The 25,068-nt window shown below is 37.6% G+C and carries 23 protein-coding genes; 12 read left to right on the forward strand and 11 right to left on the reverse strand.

What is annotated here, in order from left to right; genetic code table 11:
* Position 1: 1 nt before the first annotated feature.
* Genes HS960_RS09655 through HS960_RS09665 form a run of 3 tightly spaced genes read right to left on the reverse strand, consistent with a single transcriptional unit; the run spans position 2 to position 5,187 of the window.
* Positions 2–1,348 (reverse strand): RagB/SusD family nutrient uptake outer membrane protein, encoded by a 1,347-nt coding sequence (locus tag HS960_RS09655; protein WP_182332366.1) that lies wholly within the window; start codon positions 1,346–1,348, stop codon positions 2–4.
* 22 nt (positions 1,349–1,370) lie between these two features.
* On the reverse strand, positions 1,371–4,796 hold the full coding sequence (locus HS960_RS09660) for a SusC/RagA family TonB-linked outer membrane protein (protein ID WP_182332368.1): 3,426 nt from the start codon (positions 4,794–4,796) through the stop codon (positions 1,371–1,373).
* Positions 4,797–4,812: 16 nt separating this feature from the next.
* A complete protein-coding gene (locus tag HS960_RS09665) occupies positions 4,813–5,187 on the reverse strand; it encodes a hypothetical protein (RefSeq protein ID WP_182332370.1) in 375 nt (124 codons plus the stop codon).
* A 1,000-nt stretch (positions 5,188–6,187) separates the two neighbouring features.
* Here HS960_RS09665 and HS960_RS09670 point away from each other — a divergent pair.
* From HS960_RS09670 to HS960_RS09700, 7 genes are all read left to right on the forward strand, one after another.
* Positions 6,188–6,802 (forward strand): hypothetical protein, encoded by a 615-nt coding sequence (locus tag HS960_RS09670; RefSeq protein WP_182332372.1) that lies wholly within the window; start codon positions 6,188–6,190, stop codon positions 6,800–6,802.
* A gap of 298 nt (positions 6,803–7,100) precedes the next feature.
* The gene (locus tag HS960_RS09675; RefSeq protein ID WP_182332374.1) at positions 7,101–8,102 is read left to right on the forward strand and encodes an HNH endonuclease; all 1,002 of its coding nucleotides are present in this window, start codon (positions 7,101–7,103) and stop codon (positions 8,100–8,102) included.
* Between the two features lie 5 nt (positions 8,103–8,107).
* Complete coding sequence (locus HS960_RS09680; protein WP_182332376.1) at positions 8,108–8,521, forward strand: (deoxy)nucleoside triphosphate pyrophosphohydrolase; 414 nt, start codon at positions 8,108–8,110, stop codon at positions 8,519–8,521.
* 22 nt (positions 8,522–8,543) lie between these two features.
* Entirely contained in the window at positions 8,544–9,002 is a 459-nt protein-coding gene (locus tag HS960_RS09685) for a hypothetical protein (protein WP_182332378.1), read from the forward strand.
* Positions 9,003–9,026: 24 nt separating this feature from the next.
* Positions 9,027–10,052, forward strand: a complete 1,026-nt coding sequence (locus tag HS960_RS09690; RefSeq protein WP_182332380.1) for an HNH endonuclease family protein — start codon at positions 9,027–9,029, stop codon at positions 10,050–10,052.
* A 14-nt stretch (positions 10,053–10,066) separates the two neighbouring features.
* Complete coding sequence (locus tag HS960_RS09695) at positions 10,067–10,669, forward strand: hypothetical protein (RefSeq protein WP_182332382.1); 603 nt, start codon at positions 10,067–10,069, stop codon at positions 10,667–10,669.
* Positions 10,670–10,748: 79 nt separating this feature from the next.
* Positions 10,749–11,123 (forward strand): HIT family protein, encoded by a 375-nt coding sequence (locus tag HS960_RS09700; protein WP_182332384.1) that lies wholly within the window; start codon positions 10,749–10,751, stop codon positions 11,121–11,123.
* Positions 11,124–12,250: 1,127 nt separating this feature from the next.
* On the opposite strand, the gene HS960_RS09705 is transcribed toward HS960_RS09700, so the two are convergent.
* The 8 genes from HS960_RS09705 to HS960_RS09735 all read right to left on the reverse strand — a co-directional run bounded on the left by HS960_RS09705 (position 12,251) and on the right by HS960_RS09735 (position 18,000).
* Positions 12,251–13,009 carry an SDR family NAD(P)-dependent oxidoreductase gene (locus HS960_RS09705; protein ID WP_182332386.1) on the reverse strand — a complete coding sequence of 253 codons (759 nt, stop codon included), beginning with the start codon at positions 13,007–13,009 and terminating at the stop codon, positions 12,251–12,253.
* Positions 13,010–13,088: 79 nt separating this feature from the next.
* Positions 13,089–13,505, reverse strand: coding sequence for an OsmC family peroxiredoxin (locus HS960_RS09710; RefSeq protein ID WP_182332388.1), 417 nt, complete (start codon positions 13,503–13,505; stop codon positions 13,089–13,091).
* Positions 13,506–13,552: 47 nt separating this feature from the next.
* On the reverse strand, positions 13,553–14,449 hold the full coding sequence (locus HS960_RS09715) for a helix-turn-helix domain-containing protein (protein WP_182332390.1): 897 nt from the start codon (positions 14,447–14,449) through the stop codon (positions 13,553–13,555).
* A gap of 65 nt (positions 14,450–14,514) precedes the next feature.
* Positions 14,515–15,333: an SDR family NAD(P)-dependent oxidoreductase gene (locus HS960_RS09720; protein ID WP_182332392.1), complete on the reverse strand. Its 819-nt coding sequence runs from the start codon at positions 15,331–15,333 to the stop codon at positions 14,515–14,517.
* A gap of 308 nt (positions 15,334–15,641) precedes the next feature.
* Entirely contained in the window at positions 15,642–16,397 is a 756-nt protein-coding gene (locus HS960_RS09725; RefSeq protein ID WP_182332394.1) for an NADPH-dependent F420 reductase, read from the reverse strand.
* A gap of 39 nt (positions 16,398–16,436) precedes the next feature.
* Positions 16,437–16,832, reverse strand: a complete 396-nt coding sequence (locus tag HS960_RS26780) for an NAD(P)-binding domain-containing protein (protein ID WP_202883778.1) — start codon at positions 16,830–16,832, stop codon at positions 16,437–16,439.
* Positions 16,833–16,854: 22 nt separating this feature from the next.
* Positions 16,855–17,235 carry an NAD(P)-binding domain-containing protein gene (locus HS960_RS26785; RefSeq protein WP_202883779.1) on the reverse strand — a complete coding sequence of 127 codons (381 nt, stop codon included), beginning with the start codon at positions 17,233–17,235 and terminating at the stop codon, positions 16,855–16,857.
* 21 nt (positions 17,236–17,256) lie between these two features.
* Positions 17,257–18,000, reverse strand: a complete 744-nt coding sequence (locus tag HS960_RS09735) for a glucose 1-dehydrogenase (RefSeq protein WP_182332396.1) — start codon at positions 17,998–18,000, stop codon at positions 17,257–17,259.
* Between the two features lie 341 nt (positions 18,001–18,341).
* Here HS960_RS09735 and HS960_RS09740 point away from each other — a divergent pair, with 341 nt between their 5' ends.
* The 5 genes from HS960_RS09740 to HS960_RS09760 all read left to right on the forward strand — a co-directional run bounded on the left by HS960_RS09740 (position 18,342) and on the right by HS960_RS09760 (position 25,062).
* Positions 18,342–19,469 carry an LLM class flavin-dependent oxidoreductase gene (locus HS960_RS09740; RefSeq protein ID WP_182332398.1) on the forward strand — a complete coding sequence of 376 codons (1,128 nt, stop codon included), beginning with the start codon at positions 18,342–18,344 and terminating at the stop codon, positions 19,467–19,469.
* A gap of 165 nt (positions 19,470–19,634) precedes the next feature.
* Positions 19,635–20,654: an LLM class flavin-dependent oxidoreductase gene (locus HS960_RS09745; protein ID WP_182332400.1), complete on the forward strand. Its 1,020-nt coding sequence runs from the start codon at positions 19,635–19,637 to the stop codon at positions 20,652–20,654.
* A 34-nt stretch (positions 20,655–20,688) separates the two neighbouring features.
* Entirely contained in the window at positions 20,689–21,033 is a 345-nt protein-coding gene (locus HS960_RS09750; protein ID WP_182332402.1) for a winged helix-turn-helix transcriptional regulator, read from the forward strand.
* Between the two features lie 297 nt (positions 21,034–21,330).
* Positions 21,331–23,253, forward strand: coding sequence for an ATP-dependent nuclease (locus HS960_RS09755; protein ID WP_182332404.1), 1,923 nt, complete (start codon positions 21,331–21,333; stop codon positions 23,251–23,253).
* 3 nt (positions 23,254–23,256) lie between these two features.
* A complete protein-coding gene (locus HS960_RS09760) occupies positions 23,257–25,062 on the forward strand; it encodes a UvrD-helicase domain-containing protein (protein ID WP_182332405.1) in 1,806 nt (601 codons plus the stop codon).
* The last annotated feature ends 6 nt before the right edge of the window (positions 25,063–25,068 follow it).

Genomic DNA, 25,068 nt, shown 5'->3' on the forward strand with positions numbered 1-25,068 from the left:
ATTATCTTGGATTTTGGTTCATTGGATTTAACAATAATTCTTTTTGCGGGATAGGCAGTATGTACTTCGGATCATTTGGTGACAATACAATTTCATTACCGTTGAGCTTCCGTCGCATAGTTACTTCTTGATCTGTAGATTTATTCAATCGTTTAATATCAGTAAGCCGAAGGCAGCGAAAAAGCAAGCTTTTGCGCCGTTCTTCAAGAACAATCTTTAGTGCGGTAGCCTGATCGTTAAAGCTTACAGGAACATACTTACCTGTTTTCCAACGCGTAGCCATCAATTTATTAAACAGATTTTCGGCTTCTTCTAGCTGTCCAGTGCGCAGCAGACATTCCGAGGCATTTAGATACACCTCATCAGCGGCGAGTCCGACAAAGCAATTGGCGACGCCAAAATATCCGCCTTTGAAACGTGGAAGTCCAGCATTAATACGGAAAAAGAGCTGCCTGCGAAGATCATCCGCCCTATAGGAGTCGTATAATGTGCTATCAATGACATGGTTATTTTGTGATAAGATCGCAGGATTAGCAATGTAGACTGACAATATCACTTCTTTATTAAATCGATCAAAAGGGAAATTGGCCGACACATTTAAGCTATTATAATCCAGAAGCTGGTCATTGCTACTCAGGCACATTTGCGCATATTGTAACGCAGCAGTGTAGTTCGACATGGCAAGATAGATCCGGGATGACATTGCCCAAGCGGCCAAGCGTGAAGGCCTTAGTTTATTGGCGGGGGCTAATGGCAGTAATTTCGCGGCCGCATCTAAATCCGACAATACGTATTCATAGCTCTGTTTCAATGAACTACGCTGCATCTTATCATTCACATTTGCCGTACTCCTTAGTGGGATACCCAATGGATCGGCCTCATCATAGGCCCCACAGAATTCTGCTAAAAGTGCATAATGATAAAATGCTCTATAGAACAATGCGCTACCTTTTACATTGTCCCAGCCCGTTGGATCTGAGGCTCTTTCCACTTTATCGATGCCTTCAATAATCACATTTACCTGCAGGAGTTTATCGTAAGCGTCGCTCCAACTGGCACTTCCCTCACCTTCATAAAAATCGTCGTTCCCCTTTGCCCAAGTATACATATTGCGGGCTGCAGCAGAACTCAGTCCATTAAATGTTGCATCAGGTACATAGAGGTTGTCAGCGGAGACTTCCATATTACCGAATGAACTTGAATTATTGAACTTGGATGTGTTATCCACCCAGGCCTGATAGTCCACTACGCTTTTGGGTACGACTAAAGATTGATCCGGTTTTATATCCAGCCAAGAGCTGGAACAAGCTATCATCGTGCTTAGCCCAAGCACTGATAATATGAGCATGTATATTTTCATTTTTATTGAATTAATAGGTTAATGAAGCACCAAGCGTTACTTGAAATGGTATTGGATAAGTTGCTAATGGATTGGCATTTCCCGAAATATAATCCGGATCATACCCCCAATCATTTACCCTCCACAGCAACCCAAGATTTTCCAACTGCCCAGAAAACTTCAATACTGTATTTTTCTTTCCGATCTGTGGATGTAGCTTATAAGAAATAAAGACATCCTGAAGACGAATATGCGCTGCCTTCCCTACATTGACCGTGCTGTATTGATAAAGATTGTCGCGATTGGTATTTGCCGGATAGCTAAAACTTGGCACATCCGTATTCAGTTCATCCCCTTGATTCCGCCATCGGTTAGCAAATTCAGCATGCCCGACCAGTTTTCCTGCGCTGGCAAGCTGGCTATACGATAGGCTTGGCTTTCGAAATACATAACCCAATTTATATAGTATGCTTGCACCGAGCTCCCAATCCAGATAGCGAATCCGGTTGATCCAGCTACCAAAATATTTTGCTCGGGTCATGCCGTTATACACCAGATTATCCGCAGTGAGATTGTTAAGGACATTGTTATAATCGGCACTGGCCTTTCCATTCAGATCCAAAATACGAGGATCACCGTTTGTCGGATCAAGCCCTGCCCATTGGAAGCTGTATAAGCTGTGAACCGGAAAACCTACCCGCGGTATATTATCATTCGCCGTATACGACATGACAGGGACGATACCTTTGTCATAGGTCTTTACCTTATCATAGGTATAGCTAAATAGGAGGTCAGAGCGATAGCCAAATGTACCCCCCTTTAGCAAATTAGCCGTCAGCCTGATATCTACACCCTGCCCCGAAATAGAGCTGTAGTTTCCGCGCATAGAACTCACCCCGCTGCTCGGTGCAAAAGGCTTATCACCGATCATATCCTTTCCATTTCTAAGGTAGTATTCTACACTCCCTTCTAGCCATTTGTTGGCCAGCCGAAAGTCGACAGCGAAATTCGCCTGTCCGATACGCTCCCATCGGAGATCGGGATTGCCAATGTTGGCCAATGTAGCATAAGGTAAGCCTGTAAAACTTGCATTGCTACGGTATTGCAAGGTGGTCACTCCTGTCAGATTGGAAGCCAGATTACCACTATAGCCATACGTAGCGCGCAGATCAAGCTGGTCGAATAGCCCTCTTTTAAAGAAAGATTCTTTTGAAAGCCGCCATTTTACTCCTGTAGACCATAGCGGCACTATCTTTTGATTGGTATTGACACCGAAATAGTTAGAACCATCCATCCGAATACTAGAAGAAACTATATAGCGATCCCGAAATGCAAATGAACCATTGAAAAAAGTAGACACAAATCTAGTTACACCCTTTCCCTGACCGCTATAGTTTGGAATTGCAGCAGCTGTTCCATAAGGTGATAAGGTGAAATAGGAAATATAATCTACCGGCTGTGAGGTCAAAATATCCTTATCATAGCCGTACAATCTAAAATAATCCGAATTACGCTGCGTCTGCGAAAGTTCAGCTCCCAACAGCATATCCAGTCGCCACTCTTTCGATTCGCGCGTGTAGTTAAGCTGCCCCCTTAGGTTAGCAGACTGTGTACGGTTCTTAGACAGACTGGCAATGTCTCCTACCGGAATATTATATCCGACGACTTTTCCGTCCTGTAATTTCGCATACTGGTTAATTAGATTGCGGGTAGCAAAAGATTCCTGTGGAGCTATTAAGCTAATATCCATAAAGCTCTGTTGCGTCTGTGCACTGATATCGGCGGTAAGGCCCTTGACTAATTGTAGGTTTACTGAAGTATAGGCACGGATATCATGGCTATCGCTTCGATTTTCAGTACGGCCAAGTTCCTGCAGAGGCCAGTAGCTCCAGTCGATAAAACCTTTTTGAGACGCGAGCTGATCTACCCAGTTGCCATTGAATATTGGATAAAGAGCAGATTGGTTACCTTCGTCGTCCCACAGGCGTGAATAAGGATAAAGACCATTGCCGCCGAGCAGTTCAGCGAGCGTATTATCGACCGAGTTTCTTGCCTTTATGTAATTTAATCCAACGGTCCACTTAATCCGATCCGTAATGGATAAAGTGTTCGACAGATTAATGGAAAGGCGGTCTGACTGATTTTTCTTTAGACTCTGCAAATCCTTGTTGTACGCAATTGATGTGTAATATTGCCCTTTACCATAGCCACCACTGATATTGAAGTCATAATTTTGTAGGAGCCTATTGCGGTAAAAAGCTTTCGAAAGGTCATTCCGAACATCATACCTACCAAGCTGGCTAGCAAGTTCCTCTGCTTCCGAGATGTTTCCCAGATGGAGCAATTGTACATAAGGCGAAATAACCGGATAGTTTTGCGTATCGTCAAATAAGGTATTATATCGACCATTGTCAAAGAGCAACTTTTCTGCCGATAGATAAGTCTGTGCATCCATGTCGTTGGGTGCATATTTCAGATCTGGCCTTGCTGCAATTGAGAAACGAGAAGAAAAGAAAATAGTCAATGGCTGATTGGCCTGGCCTTTCTTTGTCGATATGACAACTACTCCATTTCCTGCCCTTGCCCCCCAGATACTTGCAGCTGCTGCATCTTTGAGCACATCTACCGAGGCAATATCTTCCGGATTGAGCATATCAATATCACCGCTATAGGGAAATCCGTCTACAACGATCAGCGGCTGATCATTGGCAAAAATGGTACTCTGCCCTCGTACGGAGATATCCTTATCCGAGTTGAAACGCAAGCCACTTACCAAACCTTTTAAACGAGAGATCACCGTTGTGGACGGTCGGCTATTAAAATAATTCATATCCGTTTGGGCAAAACTCCCCGTAGCCCGTTCCTTGGGAATCTTTTGGTATCCTGTAGAGACGACTTCCACCTCATCCAATTGATTCTCTATTGGTATCAATTTTACTTGCAATGATACCCCAGCAACATAAGGCAGTTCTAATCGCCTGAACCCCATGTGGGAGAATGCAACTGTGCCTTTTGGATTGGAGACTGTTAACGAAAAGGAACCATCATTTTTGGACGAAGCACTACCCTTTTCACCTTGCACTTGGATAGACACTCCTTGGATCGGTTTACCATCAATTGAAGATACGACAGTACCGCTGACAGATAACAACCCTTCCGCCCCGCTGTCCTTGCGGGGCGTCTGAGCTGATAAACTAAACATATGAAAACTGAACATCATAAGGAACAGGATTAGAATTGTCCTTATGGTAAACATTCCCTTTACGCTCTTTGGCATCGGCACAGGGGTACATGCCGATATTATTTGCCTCAAGCTATATACTATACAATTAAAGAGGTACTTTTTATCCCATGCATATTGCACTTTTTTTAAATTATTTTTTTCCGCACCTTTTATAGCTGCCGGATAGGCTACCTTATCCAATAAGGCAGACATCCAGTTTGACCTGTGTTTCATCTACTTATTGTTAAGGTTAGTCTGTAATTCGTCCAAAAAACTCATGGATCCTTTTCGTGATCGAGAGTTCTTGCCTACTGATCTGGGTGGTCTCCGCATCGGATATATCGATGTTATCGATTGCAACGGGATTGGTATGCGCCATAAAATAGGCGACTAATAAACGAAACAGGTCAGCTGAAAAAACCTTTTTATGGCTGACTACATAGATTTCGTTCATGTAGTTCGTATCCGTGTGATTTTTTAATAACAGATTGATTGTATTCTGAATACTTATGAGGTCATACTTTTCCCAGAAGTCGGTAATTTTTTGGATAGGATCATATCCCTTATCGTGTATTTCATAGAGTGCCAGTTCTAGGGCTAGCACATTTGAATATTTTTGGTTCATTTTATAGGTTCAATAAAGATGACTTGAGCCCTGCCGTAATTTTTGAAAAGAGCATAGCTTCCCCATTTGCGATTTTTTCGCATTAAAAAGGGTTGTCATTTGCAGTATTTTTTAAATACTGCTGTACAACAAGAAAAAATTAACAGTTCCGCAAAGCGCCTGCAAATTGGTTACAAGTCATCATTAGGGGTCGTTATGGCGCTTCCTCTCGGAAAGAAATAAAAACCCGATCTATTTAGTATAGAATAACAATACAAAATTATAGTATTTAATTTTGTTGTTTAGAAATAAAAGTGCTACATTTAAGGTGTTCGAAGTCTCGTAAGAGCAATTTAATTAATTACACAAAATTAAAGGGCATAGTGTATCTGATACAGATCGGGAAAACCTAGTCTAAGGGCCTTTCTAGTTTACACCTTTTCGGCACAAGCTATTAAGCGGATGCCGCTATCCCCTATTTTGGTTTTATATTTTTTAACTGATTATTCAGGTCCTCGAATAATCTTACTTATTAAAATTGAGTAGCGAAACCGAATGCTAACCTCCTTGAGGTGAGCGCAGGGTTCTTGGCGGTCTTTGAATCGTTTTATCATAATCATTTTTGGTTATAAAAACGATGACACTCGAAAAGTTTAAGGAAGCTCAGATTGATAGAAACCAATAGGGCGAACCTTGCTGCTTATATGGTTGAGGGAAACCGGCAGGAAACCCTTTGGCAGTATAATCTACAAGAGATTTTTCTGCTTCACCTCCAAAAAGACTGATGCAAAGCTCGCCCTATTGGCTATTAAATATCGGTAAAGATAAAAATAATCCAATAGAATGGCGAACTCGCAGTCTTCTCGCAGGTAAAATTTTGCCGGTTTTCTCAAACGAGAGACATCGTTAGTGTAGGACTGCTCCCACACTTGTTGTCGCATTTATTATAAAACAAATATAAACAATCATTTCCATTTTTCAAAGCAATATTTAAAAATGGAAGTCACTCTATTTAAACAATATGGATATACCTTTTATTTTCTTAAAAAATGTTGAAACTGCAAGAGAGCATTTAGGTCTTTCTGCGACCGATATCGACAACTTGCTTAAACAATTTGATATCAAATACTCTTCCTTAAAGAAAAAAGTGTCGTTAGAAGCTGCTTACTATATATCTAAAATATTTAACAGAGTTATTGAAGATTTTATTGATGACAATTTTAATCCATTTGAGCTAAATACAGTTAACATTAAAACGCAACAATATATACAACATAATACAAATGAAAAAGCCAATGTAATCTCCAGTTTTATAAATGCATACGTTATTATCATTATAAAAAATCTCCCAAAGGGTACTCGATTTGTCAATTCTGACATAATTCCTAAACTGCCGCCAGTTCTAAATTTAGAAACTTCTATCGATTGGACGAGTGGTTTATTAAAGGGATTAGTAAAGAACACTAATACTTTTAGGAAATCTGCAAATGATAAAGACCCAAGAAATCGCGGTGAGGCCATTTATGAGTTAAAGATGGAAGTACCTGAGCACACGATAAGGAAAGCAATTAAGAAAGTGGATACTTTATGGCTAAAAGATTTTGAAACTAAAAATTCCTTAACCAATAAACTATAAATTATGTTCTCATTCGGATTATTCATGTACCTCATATACGGAGGATTTATTGCAATCTGTCTCTACGGGCTGTACCTGGTTCTTTCAAATCTCCTTGATAGATACCTAATCGTCAAACGTGATCACACCGCAGCGTTACGCGAGCAAAATGAAATTTTAAAGGATATTGTTAAAGCTGTTAAACCTAGCGACGACAATTATCCCGCTCCTCCTGCTGTATAGTTAATTTAATATTAAATGAATTAAGTTGTGATAAAGCAACAGCTTAAAAGAATAGTCACATATTACTACTCAAAAAATGATTGAAAAAGAATTTAATGAACTTTGTTCCTTTAGGCAAAACAATCCGCCGATTAAAGGTGAAACGATATCAACAAATTCTGAACTCGTTAAGCCTGTGTTTGCGAATCTCTCTGCGTTTAGAAATAAGCTTGAAGATAGATTTAGAAATTACAAGGGTGTAGATCTAAAATTTGAATACTCAAAAGGAGCTTCCAACTTCCCAAACATTCTGCATGTCTCCATCTTGCCTCCCGAGCAGAAAGTTTCAAATGGCATCTATGTAGTGATATGTTTTGATAAGCTGGGAAGAGGTGCTGTTGCAGGTTGTGCCGAATCTAAAACGCATCCAAAAGGATTGGATGTTATTATTAGAAAAAAATCCAATAAGGACGAACTATTAATTGATGTTGACGGCGGCAAGGAGAATACGAAATACAATAACACATTCGCAAATCCTAAAGAGTTCCATTACGAACTTGTTGACGATAGCGATCTAATTAATCATCTTGAGATTTCATTAAACCTTGTACTTTATAAGCTCGGGTATGTTAGTAGCTCTGACCTTAGTGTAAATGAATTAGTTCTTACTAATACATTATTTACACAATTTGACCCTAAAAATATTCAAGATGCAAAGGAACGAATTACAAGAGAAATTACAGATAGGAAGGGACAGGGTAAATTTAGACTAAATCTCTTACACGCATACAATTTTCAATGCGCTATTTCGGGATCCACGGTCCAACAAATTTTAGAAGCTGCACATATAATTCCTTATAATGGGAAGGATACAAATCATGTTCAAAATGGGATACTGCTTCGAGCCGATTTACATACACTCTTTGATCTACAACTAATAACTATAGATTCTGAGACGTATACAATTGGTATTGATGACTCTCTAAAAAATTCTGAATATAAAATATACAATGGGAGAAAATTAAATCTCCCTAAAACCACTGAATTTCAACCTAGTAAAGAGGCTATTATTCTTCGAAATAAAAGTAAAATAAATTAAACGACATGACTATCATTAAAGTTGTTTGTGGAATTATATTCAAAGATGGTTTTGTCCTGATTTGTAGACGGAAACCAGAAAAATCTCTAGGTGGCTACTGGGAATTTCCGGGAGGCAAGGTTGAGGAAGCAGAGGCTCACGAGGATTCGTTAAAACGGGAATTAATGGAAGAACTTAATTTGGACGTGAATATTAAAAAGCACTTTTTTAATACAGTTCAACATTACGAAAATATCACTATTGAATTGATCTCTTTCATCTGCGAGACTGAAAATATAGCAACAGATTCTACCGATCACGATCAACTCGAGTGGGTGGAAGTTCGTGACTTATTAAATTGGAAGCTTGCTCCTGCTGATATTCCTATCGCGAAAGAATTGATTGAAGAATTTAATGATCCTTTTGACGGAGAAGAGTAAATAAATATATCATCGAATCAATATGGCAGCTATAGATCATCCTGAAAACGAATTGCACCTTTATATAAATGATAAGTCAGTTTATAAACGGAGGTTAGATACTGATGAGTTGGAAATTTTCGATAGCGCAATATATGAGAAGTATCGCCTTGCTAGTCAAGATGAGCTTCTAGCTGTAAATGGAATGTTTATCGTTAAAGCAAGGATAAGGTTAACATCTACTGAAAACGGAGTTCGTAAAACGGGTATTATCTCAGGATATCGACCAAATCATGTGTTTGAATACACTTCTGAAGCTAAAGTATATCAATTTTTTACAGGAGACATATATTTTGAAGGAGAGAAATTGATGCCAGGGGAAGAAACTATTGCTACAGTTCGCCTTCACCTGACAAAACAGGTGGAGAAATATTTGACAAAAGGCCGTAAATGGTGGCTGTACGAGGTCCCTAACCTTATTGGGGAGGCGGAGATTTTATAGCGTATTTCGTTAACTAAGAAAAACATGTCTACAAAGTTTCAGATAAACGACCCCAGTCTCGAATCGCAATGGCGAGCGATTATACTGTTTGGCAAAAATTCAGCGACATATAAATTTGCTTTTGCTAAGTCAATCATTGAGCTATTGCCTTCTGGCAAATCGTCGTTGTCGTTGGAAGATTTAGCTGCGCCCTTCTCCAAGAATATTGTTGATCATTTACGGAAAAGTGATAAGCAAGGTAATTCTACCTCGAGCAAATTCTTAAATACCTGTCGGGACTTTATTGCTGGTCGGATCAATGAAGATCAGTTGATCCAAACGACAATTAAATTCGGTTTTGTCAACGTTGTCGATGCCTTTCAAAATGTAAATGGCGACATTATCAAAGATCCTTTTTATCAAAAAAACTATGCTGACGGCAGAAAGGAGATCATTCTTACCGACGATATATTTAAATTAAGGGAGACGCTACAATTCATCAATTTGGAGCAAGAAGTTGATGCGAGATGGAATCTGGTCGAAACGGCTTGGAACCTCCAAATAAATCCCAATCTATTAGAAGTCAAACACGATTCTTTAAAACAGGAATTGTTTGTTGATTCATTTATGCGTCGTATTGATATTACTTCTGTCAGAGATGCATTAAACGGTTACCAAAAAGGCAAATGCTTCTACTCCTATCAAGATATATTTGTTAATAAAGGATCGGACAACATCTGTGAAGTAGATCATTTCCTACCGCACCTTAATAAAAAAGCGCATGCAGCTGAGGAAGCAAATATTAATGGCATCTGGAATTTGGTTCTAGCTGATCCTAAAATTAACGGTGATAAAAGTGCAAGGGTACCACATCGCCGGTACTTAGAAAGGCTTTATAACCGAAATGAGTTCTACATCGAAAGTAAACACCCACTTGCCGAAACGATTATAAATCAAATGGGCAAGACAAAAGAAAAAAGACGTATCTTTCTGCAAGCGCAGTATAATCTAGCTCTCTCCTATTCCATTCATGAATGGGAACCCTGGATTGAACTGCCAGGAAATTTTTAGAATAACAAAACGCCATGAGATCCTTTTTATTAATAGTAGTTGCCATCATTGTCAATTTTACATATAGTTATGCTCAGAAAGATCCTGAGCTTAAAATTGCGCTATCGAAAATGAGCGCGATCTCGACTCTTAACAATCCACTAGCCACCTTAAACCTAACCTCGCCAAGGCTAATTAAACCAATGGGCGGAAAAGAAAATGCCTTAAAGCTTTTTAAAAAAAGTGTGGCGGAGATACAAAAAGATAATGTCACAATAGATTCGGTAATCAACTATACCGATAGGGAAATTTCCAAAGTAAGAAATATTCAGTACTGTTTCTTTCCACAATTGATAGTCTTAGGTATACCAGACAGCACAAAAAAAATGATTAGGTATGCGACTTTGATGGCAGTCAAAGAACCAGGTGTCAAAGGTTGGACTTTCTTGGATTACAGTGGACTGAATGACGAAAAACTAAACTTTCTTTTCCCTGAACTTGCCGGTAAAATGGATTTTCCAAGAGGGGATATTAAACCTTTGGTTATTCCAAACGAAGAAGTAAATTCGTCTATCGATTATTTAATGAAAACAATTGACGAGTCGATGAAAAAGATGAAATCAGTTGCGGGAAAGTAGAACAGCAGTTTCTATCGCTTCACCGACACACTCCTACTCTATTTGATGATGAAAACTAATCTCTAGAGAAATTTAAGTTATGAGCAGTATCAAAAACTTTTTAGAACTACCAACAGATAAACAAATCGGAGAAACACAACATTTCTTCCTGATCCGTGATGGTTTTCCAGTTAGCCCAGGTCACACACTTATAATAAGCAAGGAACTTCGTACAGATTATTTTGAGCTCAGTCCTGAGGAAAAAGCTGACCTAGATAATGCGATTGGTCTAGCGCGGTGTTTAGTCGAGTCTGAGTTCACACCTGATGGCTACAACATCGGCATGAACTGTGGTGAATCTGCCGGACAGACAGTGTTCCATTTTCATTGTCATCTCATCCCCCGTTATGCTGGCGATATGGAGAATCCTAGAGGTGGTGTAAGGCATGTGATCCCGAGTAAGGGAAATTATTAGATGAACTGGTCGTATATATTTAAGCATTGGGGAACCACGATATTGATAGCTCCTATCATCCTTTCAATTTATGGAGGCTTTGAGAACCAAGAAGTATTCAATGATATGTGGCTTTTCCCGTGGATATTGATAGGCGGAATGGTATTGTCTCTTCCTACATTATTAGTATATATATTAATATTTTATCTATTGAATCATTATAAAATTAATTTAAAATGGGTAAAACCGATTCTAATATCACTTACTGTGATTGGTATTTGTTCCACATGCTATCTTTTATCGAAAACTATGAGTTTAGGACCTTTATTATCTTACAGCCTTATCGCTATAGCTTCCGGAATGTTATTTAGGCTTAAAAAAGGATAATTCAGATTGTTCCAAAAATTAATAGATGGTCTAAATCGTATAAAGATTCTAGTATTTTGATTTCACGTATACACCGCCGCTTCAAAATATCATAAAAGTCAAAGCAAATTTATTATGGCAGAATCATGGCAGTTATTTTACTGTTTTCAAAAACGTGCCCTCATACCATCTTAAAAAAGATAGTTCGAATATGCGTAGAGATCAATACCTGAAAGCTCTAACCCGAAATTGATAGAAAGGTAGTGTTAATTGCCCTTTTGACGAAAGACACTAAATATTAACTTATTGTTGTCCTTCCTGTTTTCTGTGTTTCTTCTTTTTCTTCATGCGGTTGGCAAATGCCTGTTCCTCATGGCCTTCGCCTGTGCATCCGGGAATACCCCCAAAATCCGTCTCTCCATAGGCTCTATTTAATCAACAATCTTCAGGACTTACGATACCCAAAGCTTTCCCATGCTTAACATATCAATTTATTTTGGCAGAAAATTCTAATTAATGAAATCATGAAGTAAATACAGAAGTACCCCATTAAATTTTTAAAAAAAAAGAAACCACCAATCGGTGGTTTCAAATTTCATATGTAGTATTTCCGGTATTGACGTTAGTTGCAATAATAGGTAAAAAAAAGCAATATTTATATGAATTCTATAATGACCAGATTTCCATCAATTTAAACTAATATTTTTAATAAAAAAGATGCCCTGCAATTCGTGATATGCACCTTGATTTTACTTTCGTTGGAAGCGGAAAAAATAAAAATATTATATTCTATATCCACCAGAAACTTCTATCCGTTGCGCATTAATCCATTTGGAATCATCCGAACAAAGGAATGCTACCACACTGCCAATATCATCCGGCAATCCTACCCTTCCCAGAGCTGCTTCGGAAGCTAAGTATTTATTTACGTCTGACATATCACGGACAACACCACCATCAAAATCAGTTTCAATTGCACCTGGAGCAAGTGCATTGACTCTTATTTTTCTACTTCCCAGTTCCAAAGCCTGGTATCTTGATAATGCATCGATCGCAGCCTTCATGGCGCCATAAGCAGAGTACCCTGGAGATGAAAATCTTGCCAAACCCGAAGAAATATTCACGATACTGCTTCCGTCATTTAATAAAGGTAATAGTTTCTGTGTTAAAAAATATGGACCTTTGAAATGGATATTGGTCATGAGATCGACGATTTCTTCCGTCATCGTTTCAAAGCTCTGGTTGATTCCTATGCCTGCGTTGTTTACAAGTGCATCCAGTTTTGCAGAAGAAAATTGCGTATCCAAAATATTTTTCACCTCCACTGTGAATTGATCGAAACCTGCCGTTGTTGAGATATCAAGAGATAATGCAAATGCTTTTTGTCCGATACTTTCAATTTCCGTTACCACCTCATCGGCAAATTCTTTTTTGGTTTGATATGTAAGGATAATATCAAACCCTTTTTTTGCCAGTTGCAAAACGGAATCCTTACCCAGTCCACGGCTTGCGCCTGTTACTAATGCTATCTTACTTGCCATTTTTATTGTTTTATTTGTTTTTATAAAGTTTAAAATAGGATGTTTACACTATGCAAAAGATCAATAACCTTCTGGTTATTTAGGCTATTAAATGTGCTTTCGAACTTATTGGTATATTCAATACTTTAGAAAATAAGCAATTTTTTTTAGCACCTTTTGTAATGATTTCGAATTCATCTGCACTAATGCCGGGCACTGCCCCAGAGATTGAAAGATGAATTCCTGCTATTGCAAGACCTTCCATGGTCAATGTAGCTTCGGTATCCAATGATGTTGGATTTAGTCCTTTTTCTGTTAATGCAAAACTAACCGCCATAGTAAAACATGCAGAATGTGCTGCTACCAATAATTCTTCAGGATTTGTTCCTTTTTTATCTTCTTCAAGACGGGTTTTGAAACTGTAATTTGTCTTGTTTAGAATTTCACTTTGGGTAGTCAACTCCCCTGTACCTTCTTTTATAGTACCAGACCAATGTGCTTTTGCTGTACGTTCCATACGTTGTGATGTTGTATTTATAAGTCAATTATTGGCCACTGCTATTGTTAGTTTAAGAAGCGTGCTCTGAATTGATTAGGGGTGACACCTACTTCTTTCTTAAAGAGACGGGAAAAATAAGTCGTGTTTTCAAAACCTAACAGGTACGAAATTTCAGAGATATTGAGTTCACCTTCAGTCAGTAAATTTTTGGCTTCGGCGATTAAAAACAGATGGATGAGCTCCAGGGCTGTCTTACCTGTTTCTTCTTTAAGTAAATCGGTTAAATAACGGGATGATATATGCAGCTTTTCTGCCATCTGCGCTACCGTAGGCAATCCAATGTCCTTTGTTTTTCTGTCATCAAAATTTGCAACAAGCAGCGCATTAAACTTCGTTACCGTTGATCCTGTTAATTGCTTTCGGTTGATAAACTGTCTTTTATAAAACCGTTGTGCATATTTTAGCATTGAATCAAGATGACTGATAATGATAGACTTACTTAGCTCGTCCGTATTGTTATTGTACTCTTTTTCGATATTGAAATACAAATTCCAGATGATATTTTCTTCCGCAGGTGAAAGGTGTAAAGCTTCGTTGACTTCATAATCGAAATAACTGTATTTTTTTATTTCGTTGTAAAGTGCTGTTCCGGCTAAAAAATCTTCGTGAATAATAATTAAAAAGCCTTTTTCCTCTAGCATTACGTTTTGGAATGCTACTTTCTGCTGTGGCTTTATGAACGACATGGAACCTAGGTCGTGGTCATATTTGGTTTTACCATACGACATACTCCCCGATTTCAATTTTTTGAATCCGATGATGTAAAATCCGGAAGAAAATTCAAGTTTATTATTCCCTTTGCACATATCTTGCTCGCCATAGACCACACTAAAAAGCGGGTTTTCAGGCGGCTTAATACCGAAAGCCTCGTGCAGGTCGCTAATTTTAGTAAAATGTTCCATATTTTTTTAAACGATATTAAAAGTAGATTCTGGAAAAGTCAGATCCCGCTCATTTTAAATTTCTGTTAACCGTGTGCTGCTACAGAGACATCCTGCCAAGATTCCCAGGTTTTAAGACGTTCGGCGTAAGTGTGTTGTGTCCAGGTGAATGCATTTTTACCTAACAGTAGTCTTAATGGTGGATTTTCAGCATCAACTAAACCCAGGATAGCTGTAGCCGTGGCATTTGGATTACCGGAATCCTGGTCTTCTGCGTGCTCATAAAAATCTTTTCTTATGGTGTCGTAAGCAGAAACTGTTGAACTGACCGCAAGAGAATTGTTTCCAAAGAAATCTGTAGCGAATCCGCCCGGTTCTACGATGGTTACTTTAATGCCAAAACCGCTTACTTCGCTGGCCAATGTTTCTGTAAGCCCTTCAACTGCAAATTTTGCGGCACTGTAAAGTCCCATTAACGGTACTGTATTTAATCCCAAAGCACTTGAAAGCTGAATGATCTGACCCGAATTTTGCTCACGCATAATGGGTAAAACCGCCTGAATCATCCATAATGAACCCAGTACATTCGTTTCAAATTGTGCTCTTACATCATCCTCGTTAAGTTCTTCTACAGCTCCAACGTGCCCAAAACCTGCATTGTTTATTAATACATCGATTCCTCCAAAATGGTTTTTTGCGGTTTCAATTGCTTCGAAACTTCCGATTCTGTCTGTAACATCAAGTTTAAGAACCAAAAGATTTGATGAAAATTCTTTTTTTAGCTCTGCTAAGGTTTCAGAATTACGAACAGTCGCAACTACATTATCGCCACGTTTTAGGAATGCTTCTGTCCAAATTCTTCCAAATCCGCGGGATGCTCCTGTTATAAAAATTGTTTTTGCCATTATTGAATTTTTTAGCTATTTGATATAGGCAAAATTATGCAGTTAATATGCATTATAATGATACAGAAGTAGGTAATAATGAAACGTTTTAACGAAAATTTACTAGCGGTCAAATTCAATATTTTAGTTGTCGTTATAGCTATTTTGTGATTAAAAACTGTTGGAAAGAGCGTTACTTTGAACATCAGCAGCATACCATTTCATTTTGATCAAAAATCTCTTGGCAAGATTTATTTTTTAAAGTTTGACAAAAAACAAAAACACCTCCTAAATAGTTAAGAGGAGTTATACAGATTAGCTTTTGCTTTTTACTTTGTCCTAGGATTTTTTTCAAACAATTCTCTATTGTATTCAACAACATCGGGATGAGACGGATAGCTTGACCTAGCTGAAAGTTCAGCAATAGCTTTATCTCTCAAAATAGGTGCATTTTCTTTCACGCCATCTACCAATGCCTGTTTTAATTCTGCTGCATCCAATTCAGTACAGTAAGCCGGTGTACCTGGCTGATGTCTCCATGATTCGGAAAGGTTACCGGAATCAACTACATCAAAACCGGCATCATTAACCAATCCCGCTATTACCTTTTTTGCCTCGGCATCATCACCGGCTACGGCCATTGCAATTCTGTCTTCAGCACCAGTTTTTTTTCCACCACTGGCAAGTGTTTCTGCCAATAGGGTATTGAAGGCTTTTATAACGGGTCTTCCCAATTGTTCAGATACCCAAACACTTTCTACTTTTCCGTTTTTGATCTCTTCAATATCTGCATCGCGGAATGGATAATAATTTGAAGTATCTACCACAATTACATTTTCCGGAACGTCCGCGAACAAATCTTTGGGTAAAGTTGGGATGGCTATAGTAGGCAAAGATAAAATGATCACATCTACATCCTTTACCACTTCTTTCTGATTTGCAGCTGTTACACCCAACTCTTCAGCACGGGCATTTAATTTTTCGACATCGTCCGAATTATTGATTTTCACACTGTGACCGGCCAATGCCATTTTTTTTGCAATTGTACCGCCTATTGCGCCAGTACCTATTATTCCTATTTTCATATTCTGATTATTTTAAGAATTATTCTTATTGTTTAAAATTCACTTTTTACTGTTTCTTGATAGTAAGCCATTTATTGAACGGTTTATATCTACTGCGTGATCCACAAAGTCATCCGGATATTTTCCCGACACCAGAATGTCGAAAAATTCCTGACCCAGATCTTTCATTGTTTCAAACGACAGGTTTTGTTGATCTACCAAGGTCTCCTTTACTGCGGATTCCCTTGCTTTAACAAGTTCGTCTAATTGCAGGTCTGTGCAATATGCGGGACCGCAAGCCTGCTGTCTCCAGGAATCTTCCAATGTTCCTGCATCGAGTGCATCAAATCCTACATCATCTACCAATCCCATTACCAGGTCTATTTCTTTTTGAACGTCTCCCGAAACTGCTATAGCAATTCTACCAGCACTGTTTTTCGGTTTTCCTTCCGCCAAAAGGCTGTACGCACTGATATTACTAAAGGCTTTTTACGACAGTTCGACCCAGCTGTTGCTGTACCCAAACACTGTTGACAGTGCCGTTTTCAATTTCTTCTATGCGTCCGTCACGATGTGGCCAGTAGTTCGTTGTTTCCACAACAACAACGTTATCATCTAACTTACCTTTTAAAGTCTGTGCCAGTTCCGGAATTCTCAGCAGAGGAATTGCTAAAATTAAAGCTTCCAGATCTCTGAAAACATCCCCTACATCAACCGCTTTTGCGCCAGCATCATTTGCGATATCCAGTATCTCGCTCACACCTTTTGCATCAGCTAATGAAACGGTATGCCCTGAATCACTTAATTTTTTTGCCAGTGTTTTGCCAATCAGACCGGCTCCAATAATTCCTATATTCATTCCTTTATCTTTATAAAATGATTATTTTGCAGTCATTCCTCCGTCTACCTTATATTCAGCAGCAGTAAGGTAAGATGCTTCATCAGAAGCCAGAAATAAGGAAACGTACGCCACCTCAATGGGTGCAGCTAATCTTCCCAACGGAGTAGGTTCTAAAATTTTTGGATCGTCAAATAATTTTGGATCTACAATTCCAGTTTTTACGCCACCTGGATGCACCGAATTAACTCTGATATTGCGGGTTGCATATTCTAAAGCTGCCATCTTTGTAAGCCCTGTGACTGCAAACTTACTTCCTACATAGGCGGCATTTGGGGATCCTGGGGCTACCTGCAATCCTGAAACGGAGGAAATATTGACAATAGATCCTTGACCTGCTTTTAGCATCGAAGGAATGACTGATTTCATCCCTAAAAATACACCATCACTATTTACAGCCATTACCTTTTTGTATTCATTGAAATCAAGATCGGCAACATTGGCAAATTTACCGGCGATACCGGCATTGTTGACCAGGACAGTAATGTTACCAAAATGCTTTTCAGCCGTTTCTACTATTATTTTCCATCCATCTTCGCTGGTAACATCGTGTTTTATAAAAATGGCGTTATCTCCCAGTGATTCTGCCAAGGCAGCACCTTCCTCTTCAAGCACATCAGTGATGATGACTTTCGCTCCGTGCTCAACAAATAACCTTGCGTGAGCTTCTCCCAATCCTCTTGCACCACCTGTTATGATGGCAACTTTATTTTCTAATCTTTTCATTTTTAAAAATTTTACTCTAGTTAATATTATTTCTACTGTCTGTCCGAGTTTTATTTTTACTACTCGTGAGCTTAGCAGAATTCTATACTCTTATGTCGTGCAAAGTTATAGATAATTCACTATCAATTGTATAGTCCTTTCCTAAAGGAAAGTCGATTTTTAATTTAGTATGAAAAAAAATATACTCTCTTATTCAATAGATTAATTTCACTTTCCTTTAGGAAACTACTATCTTTTAGTTAGTTATTTTGATGTAATTTTGTAAAGTGTAAAAATGGTTTGAATACTACTTCAGAAAAAATTGTACTCCATTAACACATTTAAATAAATCACCAAGTAATATGGGTACTAGAAAAAAATTAAAACTTGCCGCCATTATCGAAGGTACAGGTTGGAATCATACCGCTTGGCAACATCCAGATATGCCGGCAGACGCTAGTGAAAATATTGACTTTTACGTTCAACAGGCCAAACTTGCAGAAGATGCAAAATTTGAAAGTTTATTTTTGATTGATGTAAGCCACGTAGGACCAGGAAATATTCCGCATTATCTGAGTATGTTCGAAGGCGTTTCTATAATGTCTGCTTTAGCGATGAAGACCGAACGAATAGGACTTTCTATGACGGCTTCAAGTTCTTATACAGATCCTTATAATGTAGCGCGTCAGGTCCTGTCTTTAGATAAAATAAGCCGAGGAAGAGCGTCACTGAATGCCATAACTTCCAATCCGGGAGGGATGGTCAATTTCAGTCGGGGTCACTTGTCGAAAGCTGATCAGTATCCTATGCATCGCGAGTTTTTAGAAATTATAAGGAACTTATGGGACACCTATGAGGATGATGCATTTGTAAGAGATAAAGAAAATGGATTTTTTTTAAATCCACAAAAAATGCATCTTACGAACTACAGAGGGAAATATTTTTCCGTCGAAGGACCGTTGAATCTAAGCCGATCCGTTCAGGGAAGACCTGTATTATACACCGCAGGAAGTTCGCCAACATTTGTTGACATTGCAACGACTTACACAGACGGTGCATTCATAGGAGGGTTCTCGTTGGAAGAAATAAAATATACCGCAATGGCACTGAGAAAAAAATTGGATGAGAAGAATAGAAATCCTGACAATTTTATCATAGCAACTTCGCAAAATCCAATCGTGGGTCGAACGGATGCTGAAGCGCATCAAAAGTATATGGAGCTGGCTGCATTGAATCCCTATCAAAGAATTCCACCACCGCTGTTTTTGGGATCTACCGAAAGAGTTGCTGATGAAATTCAAAATTGGTACGAAATGGGAATTATGGATATGCTGATGATCAAACAGGATCATCCGTACGGTCTCAGAGACTTTATCGAATTGGTAGTTCCTATTTTACAGGAACGAGAAATTTTCCATACTGATTATGAAGAAAAAACACTTCGGGGAAACCTTGAGCTTCCAAAACCAGCATTCAGAACAAATTTTTAAACAAGAAATATATTCTTTCAACATTAAGTAATAGCAGAACTATCCACTATCTTTTTGTTAACTACTATCAATAATAAAGGTTCAATTTATAACTTTGCATTGATTTATGGGGTAATAGAAGAAGTATTATTATGAATGTTATTTAACAAATCAAAATTCCGAAAAATGAAAAAACATATCGCTTACTCCATTTTAGAACTAGCCGTCGTATCAGAAGGCAGCACATTCAGAGAGACAATACACCATTCACTGGAATTGGCCAAAGTGGCAGAAACAAAAAATTATAAACGCTATTGGTTTGCGGAACATCATAATTCGGCTTCGGTAGGCAGCAGTGCAACTACTGTATTAATAGGTTATGTAGCTGAAAATACCAGCAAAATAAGAGTAGGATCCGGTGGAATTATGCTGCCCAATCATTCGCCATTAATCATAGCAGAACAGTTTGGAACCCTCGCTCATCTTTATCCAAACCGAATTGATTTGGGTTTGGGAAGAGCTCCCGGTACAGATACATTGACGGCACAAGCAATCCGATCCGACTTTATGAAAGCTGCACAATCTTTCCCTTCAGAAATCGAAAAAATCGAAAATTATTTTTCAAAATCAAATAGCAAAGGAAAAGTAAGAGTACCCATAGCGGAAGATGCCAATGTTCCTATTTACATTTTGGGATCAAGTACCGACAGTGCACACTTAGCGGCTCAAAAGGGATTGCCGTATGCATTTGCAAGCCACTTTGCTACCAACCATTTGATGCACGGCTTAAAAATCTATCGTGAAGAATTTCAACCTTCCGAAATGATGGAAAAACCCTACACGATTGCCGGTGTTAATGTGATTGTTGCAGATACTGATGAAGAAGCACAAAGGTTGTTCACGTCACTGATCAGAATGTTTTTCGGTGTTTTGACTGGAAATTCCCAGCCTTTGCATCCACCTACAGAAATGACCGATGAACTGAAAGACATTTTCCATCATCCAAGTTTGCATCAGATGCTGAAATACTCCTTTGTGGGCACTAAGGAAACCGTAAAAGAACAGACAAAAGCGTTTCTGGAAGAGACTCAAGTTGATGAACTTATTATGGTATCAACGATTTATGATATCACTGATAGAATTAAGTCTGCCGAACTGTTTGCTGAAGTAATGGAAGAAATCAATACGGTAGAAATCTCCAGCTAAAATTGACGTAACATTAAATAAAAAAACTAAAATAATGGCACAAAAAAAAATACATTGCGACTGTCTGGATACCATAAAACCGGTAAGAGACACCTTAGACGTCATTAATGGAAAGTGGAAAGTCCCCATCATCATATCAGTAGGTGTTGGTAATGAACGTTTTACGGATATTCAGGAAAGTATTCCCGGAATTACACCGAAAGTATTAGCGAAAGAACTTAAGGATCTTGAACAGCATAAACTGCTGAAGAGAATTATTATTGATGAATATCCAATAAAAATATCGTATCAACTCGAACCTTACGCTGACACTCTGACCCCGATTATTTATGCACTTAAGGATTGGGGAATAAACCATAAGAAAAAGGTGATGGAGTAATTTTATTCAGGCAAGAATTTTAAACTACAAATCCATAAAGAATTTCAGAACCATTCTATACTCCGGATTGTTTCCTTATTTATTGGTAATGGCAGGATTTATATTTGGTGACAGAATCATGGCAGTAATTTGAAAATAATTAAAATAGAGGTTTTATACTAATTTGAAAGGACAGTTCGGATATATGTAGATATTGGAACCAAATACTTGATATGATATAGCTTTTGGTTAAGAAATGTAACTGATATTGTTAAAATTAAAGAAGAATTAACTATCTTCATCAAAACCAAAATAGCCATGTATTTATCAAGGATTATTATTTCTAATTACAAGGGAATAACAGATTTAGATGTAAGTTTTTCTTCCAAAATTAATATTATCATAGGAGAAAATGGTTCTTGCAAATCAGCTTTAGTTGATGCAATTAGACTTTTATACAATATTGGCGAACCGACCAGAGAAATTACTGTTTCAAAAGAAGATTTCCATGAGACGGTAATGCCACTAGAAGCAGGTGGGCTAACTATCGAAAGAAGTAAATTAATTCATATTGTTTACGAATTTAAAGAGCTAAGTATTGAACAAAAAGGCGCATTTTATGAATATATGGTCGTCGACCCTGAAAATCATGCGAATGACTTTGCAAGAATTGAGATCCAATATAAAGATGATGAGAAACGTTTTCCAGTATTTTCGTATTCAACAGGAAATGCTGATGGACAAAAGGCTGATATTAACACTTTTAATCTTTTTCAACACTATTACCTTAGTGCTATTCGTGACAGCACAAAAGATTTATTAACAATAAGAGGAAATATATTAGGTAAAGTTATTAAAAGGCTGGTCGACCGAAACGGAACTGAGGACAAAATTAAAGACATAATTAAAGTTGCGAATGATCAGTTACTTCAACAAAAAGAAGTGGTTGATACAAAAACTAATATCAATACCAACCTCTTTAATATCTATAAACATAGTGACAAAAGTGCAATAGGCCTACATATTGAACAATCAAAGATTGAATATATTGTTAATGTTATCAAACCTTATTTGCCACATGATTGGGAGAATAACTCAATTGAAGGATTTCAGTTATGGCAAAATAGCCTTGGATTTAATAACTTAATTTACATTGCTACAGTTTTAGGAGATATTAAAGAGCGTTTTTTTGATGACAAGATACCTCACTACATTTTATTAATTGAGGAGCCTGAGGCCCATATACACCCTCAACTTCAATTAAGCCTTTATAATTTTTTAAAAGAAGCTAATTCACAAGCTCAGAGCCAACTATTTATCACAACACATTCTCCAACTTTAACTTCAAAGGTCCCTTTCGAAAATTTGATTCTACTGGATAAAAATGCGTATACAATAGGAAACATATTCGAATGTAGAGCAGGTGAAAATCTCGTTCAAGATACAACAAATCACATTTCTTTAACACAGGCTGATTTCGATTCAAAAAGAAAACAATTACAACGCTATCTTGATATTACAAAATCTCAGCTTTTTTACGCGAAAAGCTGCCTGTTTGTAGAGGGGATATCTGAAGAATTGCTTATTACTGCGTTCTGTCAGGTTTGTAGCTTTCATCTTGAAGACTACAGAATAGAAATGGTTAATGTAGATGGTATTAGTTTTTATCCATTTATGTTTTTGTTTAATAGTACTGATCCGAAAAAGCGCTTGCCAAAAAAAATTGCAATACTCACTGATGACGACCGTTATCCGCTTGCCAAAAAAAAGGAATGCAGTCTTGAGAAATTGGTAGAAAATAATCATCATCTACTTAATGAGTTGCACACTAATATAACTACCACAACTGCTTGTAACCGGATAACAAATCTTAAATCCATTTCTAACGGACAGTCCTCTATTTTAGTATCCACAGCTATTCAAACTATGGAGTATGACCTTTGTAGAAGCAACATTTTAGAAACCAAAACTAAAACTACGCAAAACTTCTTAATGAAATATTTAAGTGCTAATCATCACACCGAAGTTGCTAAAGTTAATAAATATATGGAAACTTTACCAGAGGTCTTAAATGAAATTCAACAAGAAAAGATAGCTTTATTACTATGGAAATGTCTTCCGGGGAAAGCAGTCTTTGCACAAGATTTTTCTTATTACATCCTCGAAAATTTGGCTGATGCTAAGAGAAGCTTTATTGTACCAAAATATATAGAGACCGCATTCACACATTTAAAATCCTAAGATATGGTTTTTGAAAATTCAGAAGAAAGCGAAGCTTACTTAAATGCGCGTGGCAAGATTGTTCTAAACGCTTGTCCAGGCAGTGGCAAGACAACAAATATAATTCGCAAATTACCTCTGTTAGAAGCTGAATGTAAAAATAAGTACGGGAATCATGCAGGAATTGCATGCTTATCTTTTACGAATGTGGCCAAAGATGAGATCCTTCAAAAGTATAGAAAAGTTTATGGATATAATTTTAGATACCCGAACCTTGTCTCAACGATAGATAGTTTTATCAATCAATATATAACTTTGCCTTATTATAGCCTACTTGAAGGTAAATTTGATAGGCCTAATATTATTGATGAGGCAGACACTATTGATAAACTTATTGCTACCAAATTTGAATCAAAGGGGATAGTATATGAAACAATCGCCAGCCCTGCAAACCGTTATAAAAACAAATTAGGTAAGCCATTATATCGTTCTTATGAGCCAAGCACAATATGGATTGATGCGAGAGGTAATTTTTCGTTTAAGGGGAAAATACCTGATCCGAAAAACGTTGATTTAGATGAATTCAATAAATATGCTTTAGCTGTTTTTGAGTGGAAAATGAAAAATGGTTTTATTACGAGTCTCGACTCAGCCTACTTTGCATTACAGCTTCTCAATAACTATCCCCAGATTGGAGTCTGGTTGGTGACTAGGTTTCCATACATTATAATTGATGAGGCACAAGACAATTCTGAGATACAGCATGCTATATTTGATAAATTATTAGATCTTGGTTTGAGAAACTTAGAATTAATTGGTGACCCTTATCAAAGCCTATACGAATGGCGAGATGCGAAACCCCAATTGTTCGCAAATAAATTTACTAATGTTTCATGGACCGGGCTTTTATTAACTGATAATCGAAGATCTGTACAGCGAATAATAAATTTTTTTAGCCTTATTCGATGTCCTAATGATGCACGAATAAATTCTCTGCAAGTTGAAAATAAGGATCTTCCAATTTTCATCTACAAATATACCGAAGATAATGTAAAACTTATTGTTAGCGATTTTGAAAATAGATGTAGAGAATTCAACTTCTCAGAAAATCATATAGTTGTAAGAGGTAAAAAGTTGCTACGTAAAATTATTGGAGAAGGATCAGAAATAGCACCTTGGAAAGGCGATTTTCCATATAGCATCTTACTAATAAAACACTTATATGATGTTAATTCTATCAAAGAAGCAATAAATGAGCTTCGTAAGCTCTTTTTAAAAATTCTCCATCCTGAAATGAAATATGGGGAAATGCAACAATTAATAAGAATGGTAAAGGAGGATGTTTTAATAAATGCAAAATTATATGAATATCTCAGTAAGATTCCACCAACTAACCAATCTCTGATTACATGGTCGAATAAATGTATCCAAAGTCTTTATGACCACTTTGATATTGATGTAACCGAATTATTTATTTTCAAAAAGTTGATTAAAGGTTATAAGATGGCAGACTTGAAAAATGAATTGGTTGATACATTCTTCAATAAACCTGCGAGTTCTAGTAAAAATATTCCTGTAACTACTATTCACAAAATTAAAGGGGCTACCCTAGATGCCATCTTATATTTTTTAGATGAAACTGGTACGGGGGAAAGTGTTGGTCTAAATAGCTTCGTACGATCAACATCCTTTCCTAACGAAAAGCAGCGGATGATCTATGTAGCTTGCTCTAGGCCAAAGCAGCTCTTAGCAATCGGGGTTCCCCATAAAACAACTGAAAAGGAATTAAAAACTAAATTTGGGGGTGAAATTGAAATTATAACGCTATAATCATTA

The organism is Sphingobacterium paramultivorum, from assembly GCF_014109745.1.
In the GTDB taxonomy this organism is placed as follows: domain Bacteria; phylum Bacteroidota; class Bacteroidia; order Sphingobacteriales; family Sphingobacteriaceae; genus Sphingobacterium; species Sphingobacterium paramultivorum.

Bases quoted from the DNA above. Each gene is read 5' to 3' on its own strand.
- HS960_RS09655 (WP_182332366.1), bottom strand. From the start codon at position 1,348: ATGCTCATATTATCAGTGCTTGGGCTAAGCACGATGATAGCTTGTTCC.
- HS960_RS09660 (WP_182332368.1), bottom strand. From the start codon at position 4,796: ATGAAACACAGGTCAAACTGGATGTCTGCCTTATTGGATAAGGTAGCC.
- HS960_RS09665 (WP_182332370.1), bottom strand. From the start codon at position 5,187: ATGAACCAAAAATATTCAAATGTGCTAGCCCTAGAACTGGCACTCTAT.
- HS960_RS09670 (WP_182332372.1), top strand. From the start codon at position 6,188: ATGGATATACCTTTTATTTTCTTAAAAAATGTTGAAACTGCAAGAGAG.
- HS960_RS09675 (WP_182332374.1), top strand. From the start codon at position 7,101: ATGATTGAAAAAGAATTTAATGAACTTTGTTCCTTTAGGCAAAACAAT.
- HS960_RS09680 (WP_182332376.1), top strand. From the start codon at position 8,108: ATGACTATCATTAAAGTTGTTTGTGGAATTATATTCAAAGATGGTTTT.
- HS960_RS09685 (WP_182332378.1), top strand. From the start codon at position 8,544: ATGGCAGCTATAGATCATCCTGAAAACGAATTGCACCTTTATATAAAT.
- HS960_RS09690 (WP_182332380.1), top strand. From the start codon at position 9,027: ATGTCTACAAAGTTTCAGATAAACGACCCCAGTCTCGAATCGCAATGG.
- HS960_RS09695 (WP_182332382.1), top strand. From the start codon at position 10,067: ATGAGATCCTTTTTATTAATAGTAGTTGCCATCATTGTCAATTTTACA.
- HS960_RS09700 (WP_182332384.1), top strand. From the start codon at position 10,749: ATGAGCAGTATCAAAAACTTTTTAGAACTACCAACAGATAAACAAATC.
- HS960_RS09705 (WP_182332386.1), bottom strand. From the start codon at position 13,009: ATGGCAAGTAAGATAGCATTAGTAACAGGCGCAAGCCGTGGACTGGGT.
- HS960_RS09710 (WP_182332388.1), bottom strand. From the start codon at position 13,505: ATGGAACGTACAGCAAAAGCACATTGGTCTGGTACTATAAAAGAAGGT.
- HS960_RS09715 (WP_182332390.1), bottom strand. From the start codon at position 14,449: ATGGAACATTTTACTAAAATTAGCGACCTGCACGAGGCTTTCGGTATT.
- HS960_RS09720 (WP_182332392.1), bottom strand. From the start codon at position 15,333: ATGGCAAAAACAATTTTTATAACAGGAGCATCCCGCGGATTTGGAAGA.
- HS960_RS09725 (WP_182332394.1), bottom strand. From the start codon at position 16,397: ATGAAAATAGGAATAATAGGTACTGGCGCAATAGGCGGTACAATTGCA.
- HS960_RS26785 (WP_202883779.1), bottom strand. From the start codon at position 17,235: ATGAATATAGGAATTATTGGAGCCGGTCTGATTGGCAAAACACTGGCA.
- HS960_RS09735 (WP_182332396.1), bottom strand. From the start codon at position 18,000: ATGAAAAGATTAGAAAATAAAGTTGCCATCATAACAGGTGGTGCAAGA.
- HS960_RS09740 (WP_182332398.1), top strand. From the start codon at position 18,342: ATGGGTACTAGAAAAAAATTAAAACTTGCCGCCATTATCGAAGGTACA.
- HS960_RS09745 (WP_182332400.1), top strand. From the start codon at position 19,635: ATGAAAAAACATATCGCTTACTCCATTTTAGAACTAGCCGTCGTATCA.
- HS960_RS09750 (WP_182332402.1), top strand. From the start codon at position 20,689: ATGGCACAAAAAAAAATACATTGCGACTGTCTGGATACCATAAAACCG.
- HS960_RS09755 (WP_182332404.1), top strand. From the start codon at position 21,331: ATGTATTTATCAAGGATTATTATTTCTAATTACAAGGGAATAACAGAT.
- HS960_RS09760 (WP_182332405.1), top strand. From the start codon at position 23,257: ATGGTTTTTGAAAATTCAGAAGAAAGCGAAGCTTACTTAAATGCGCGT.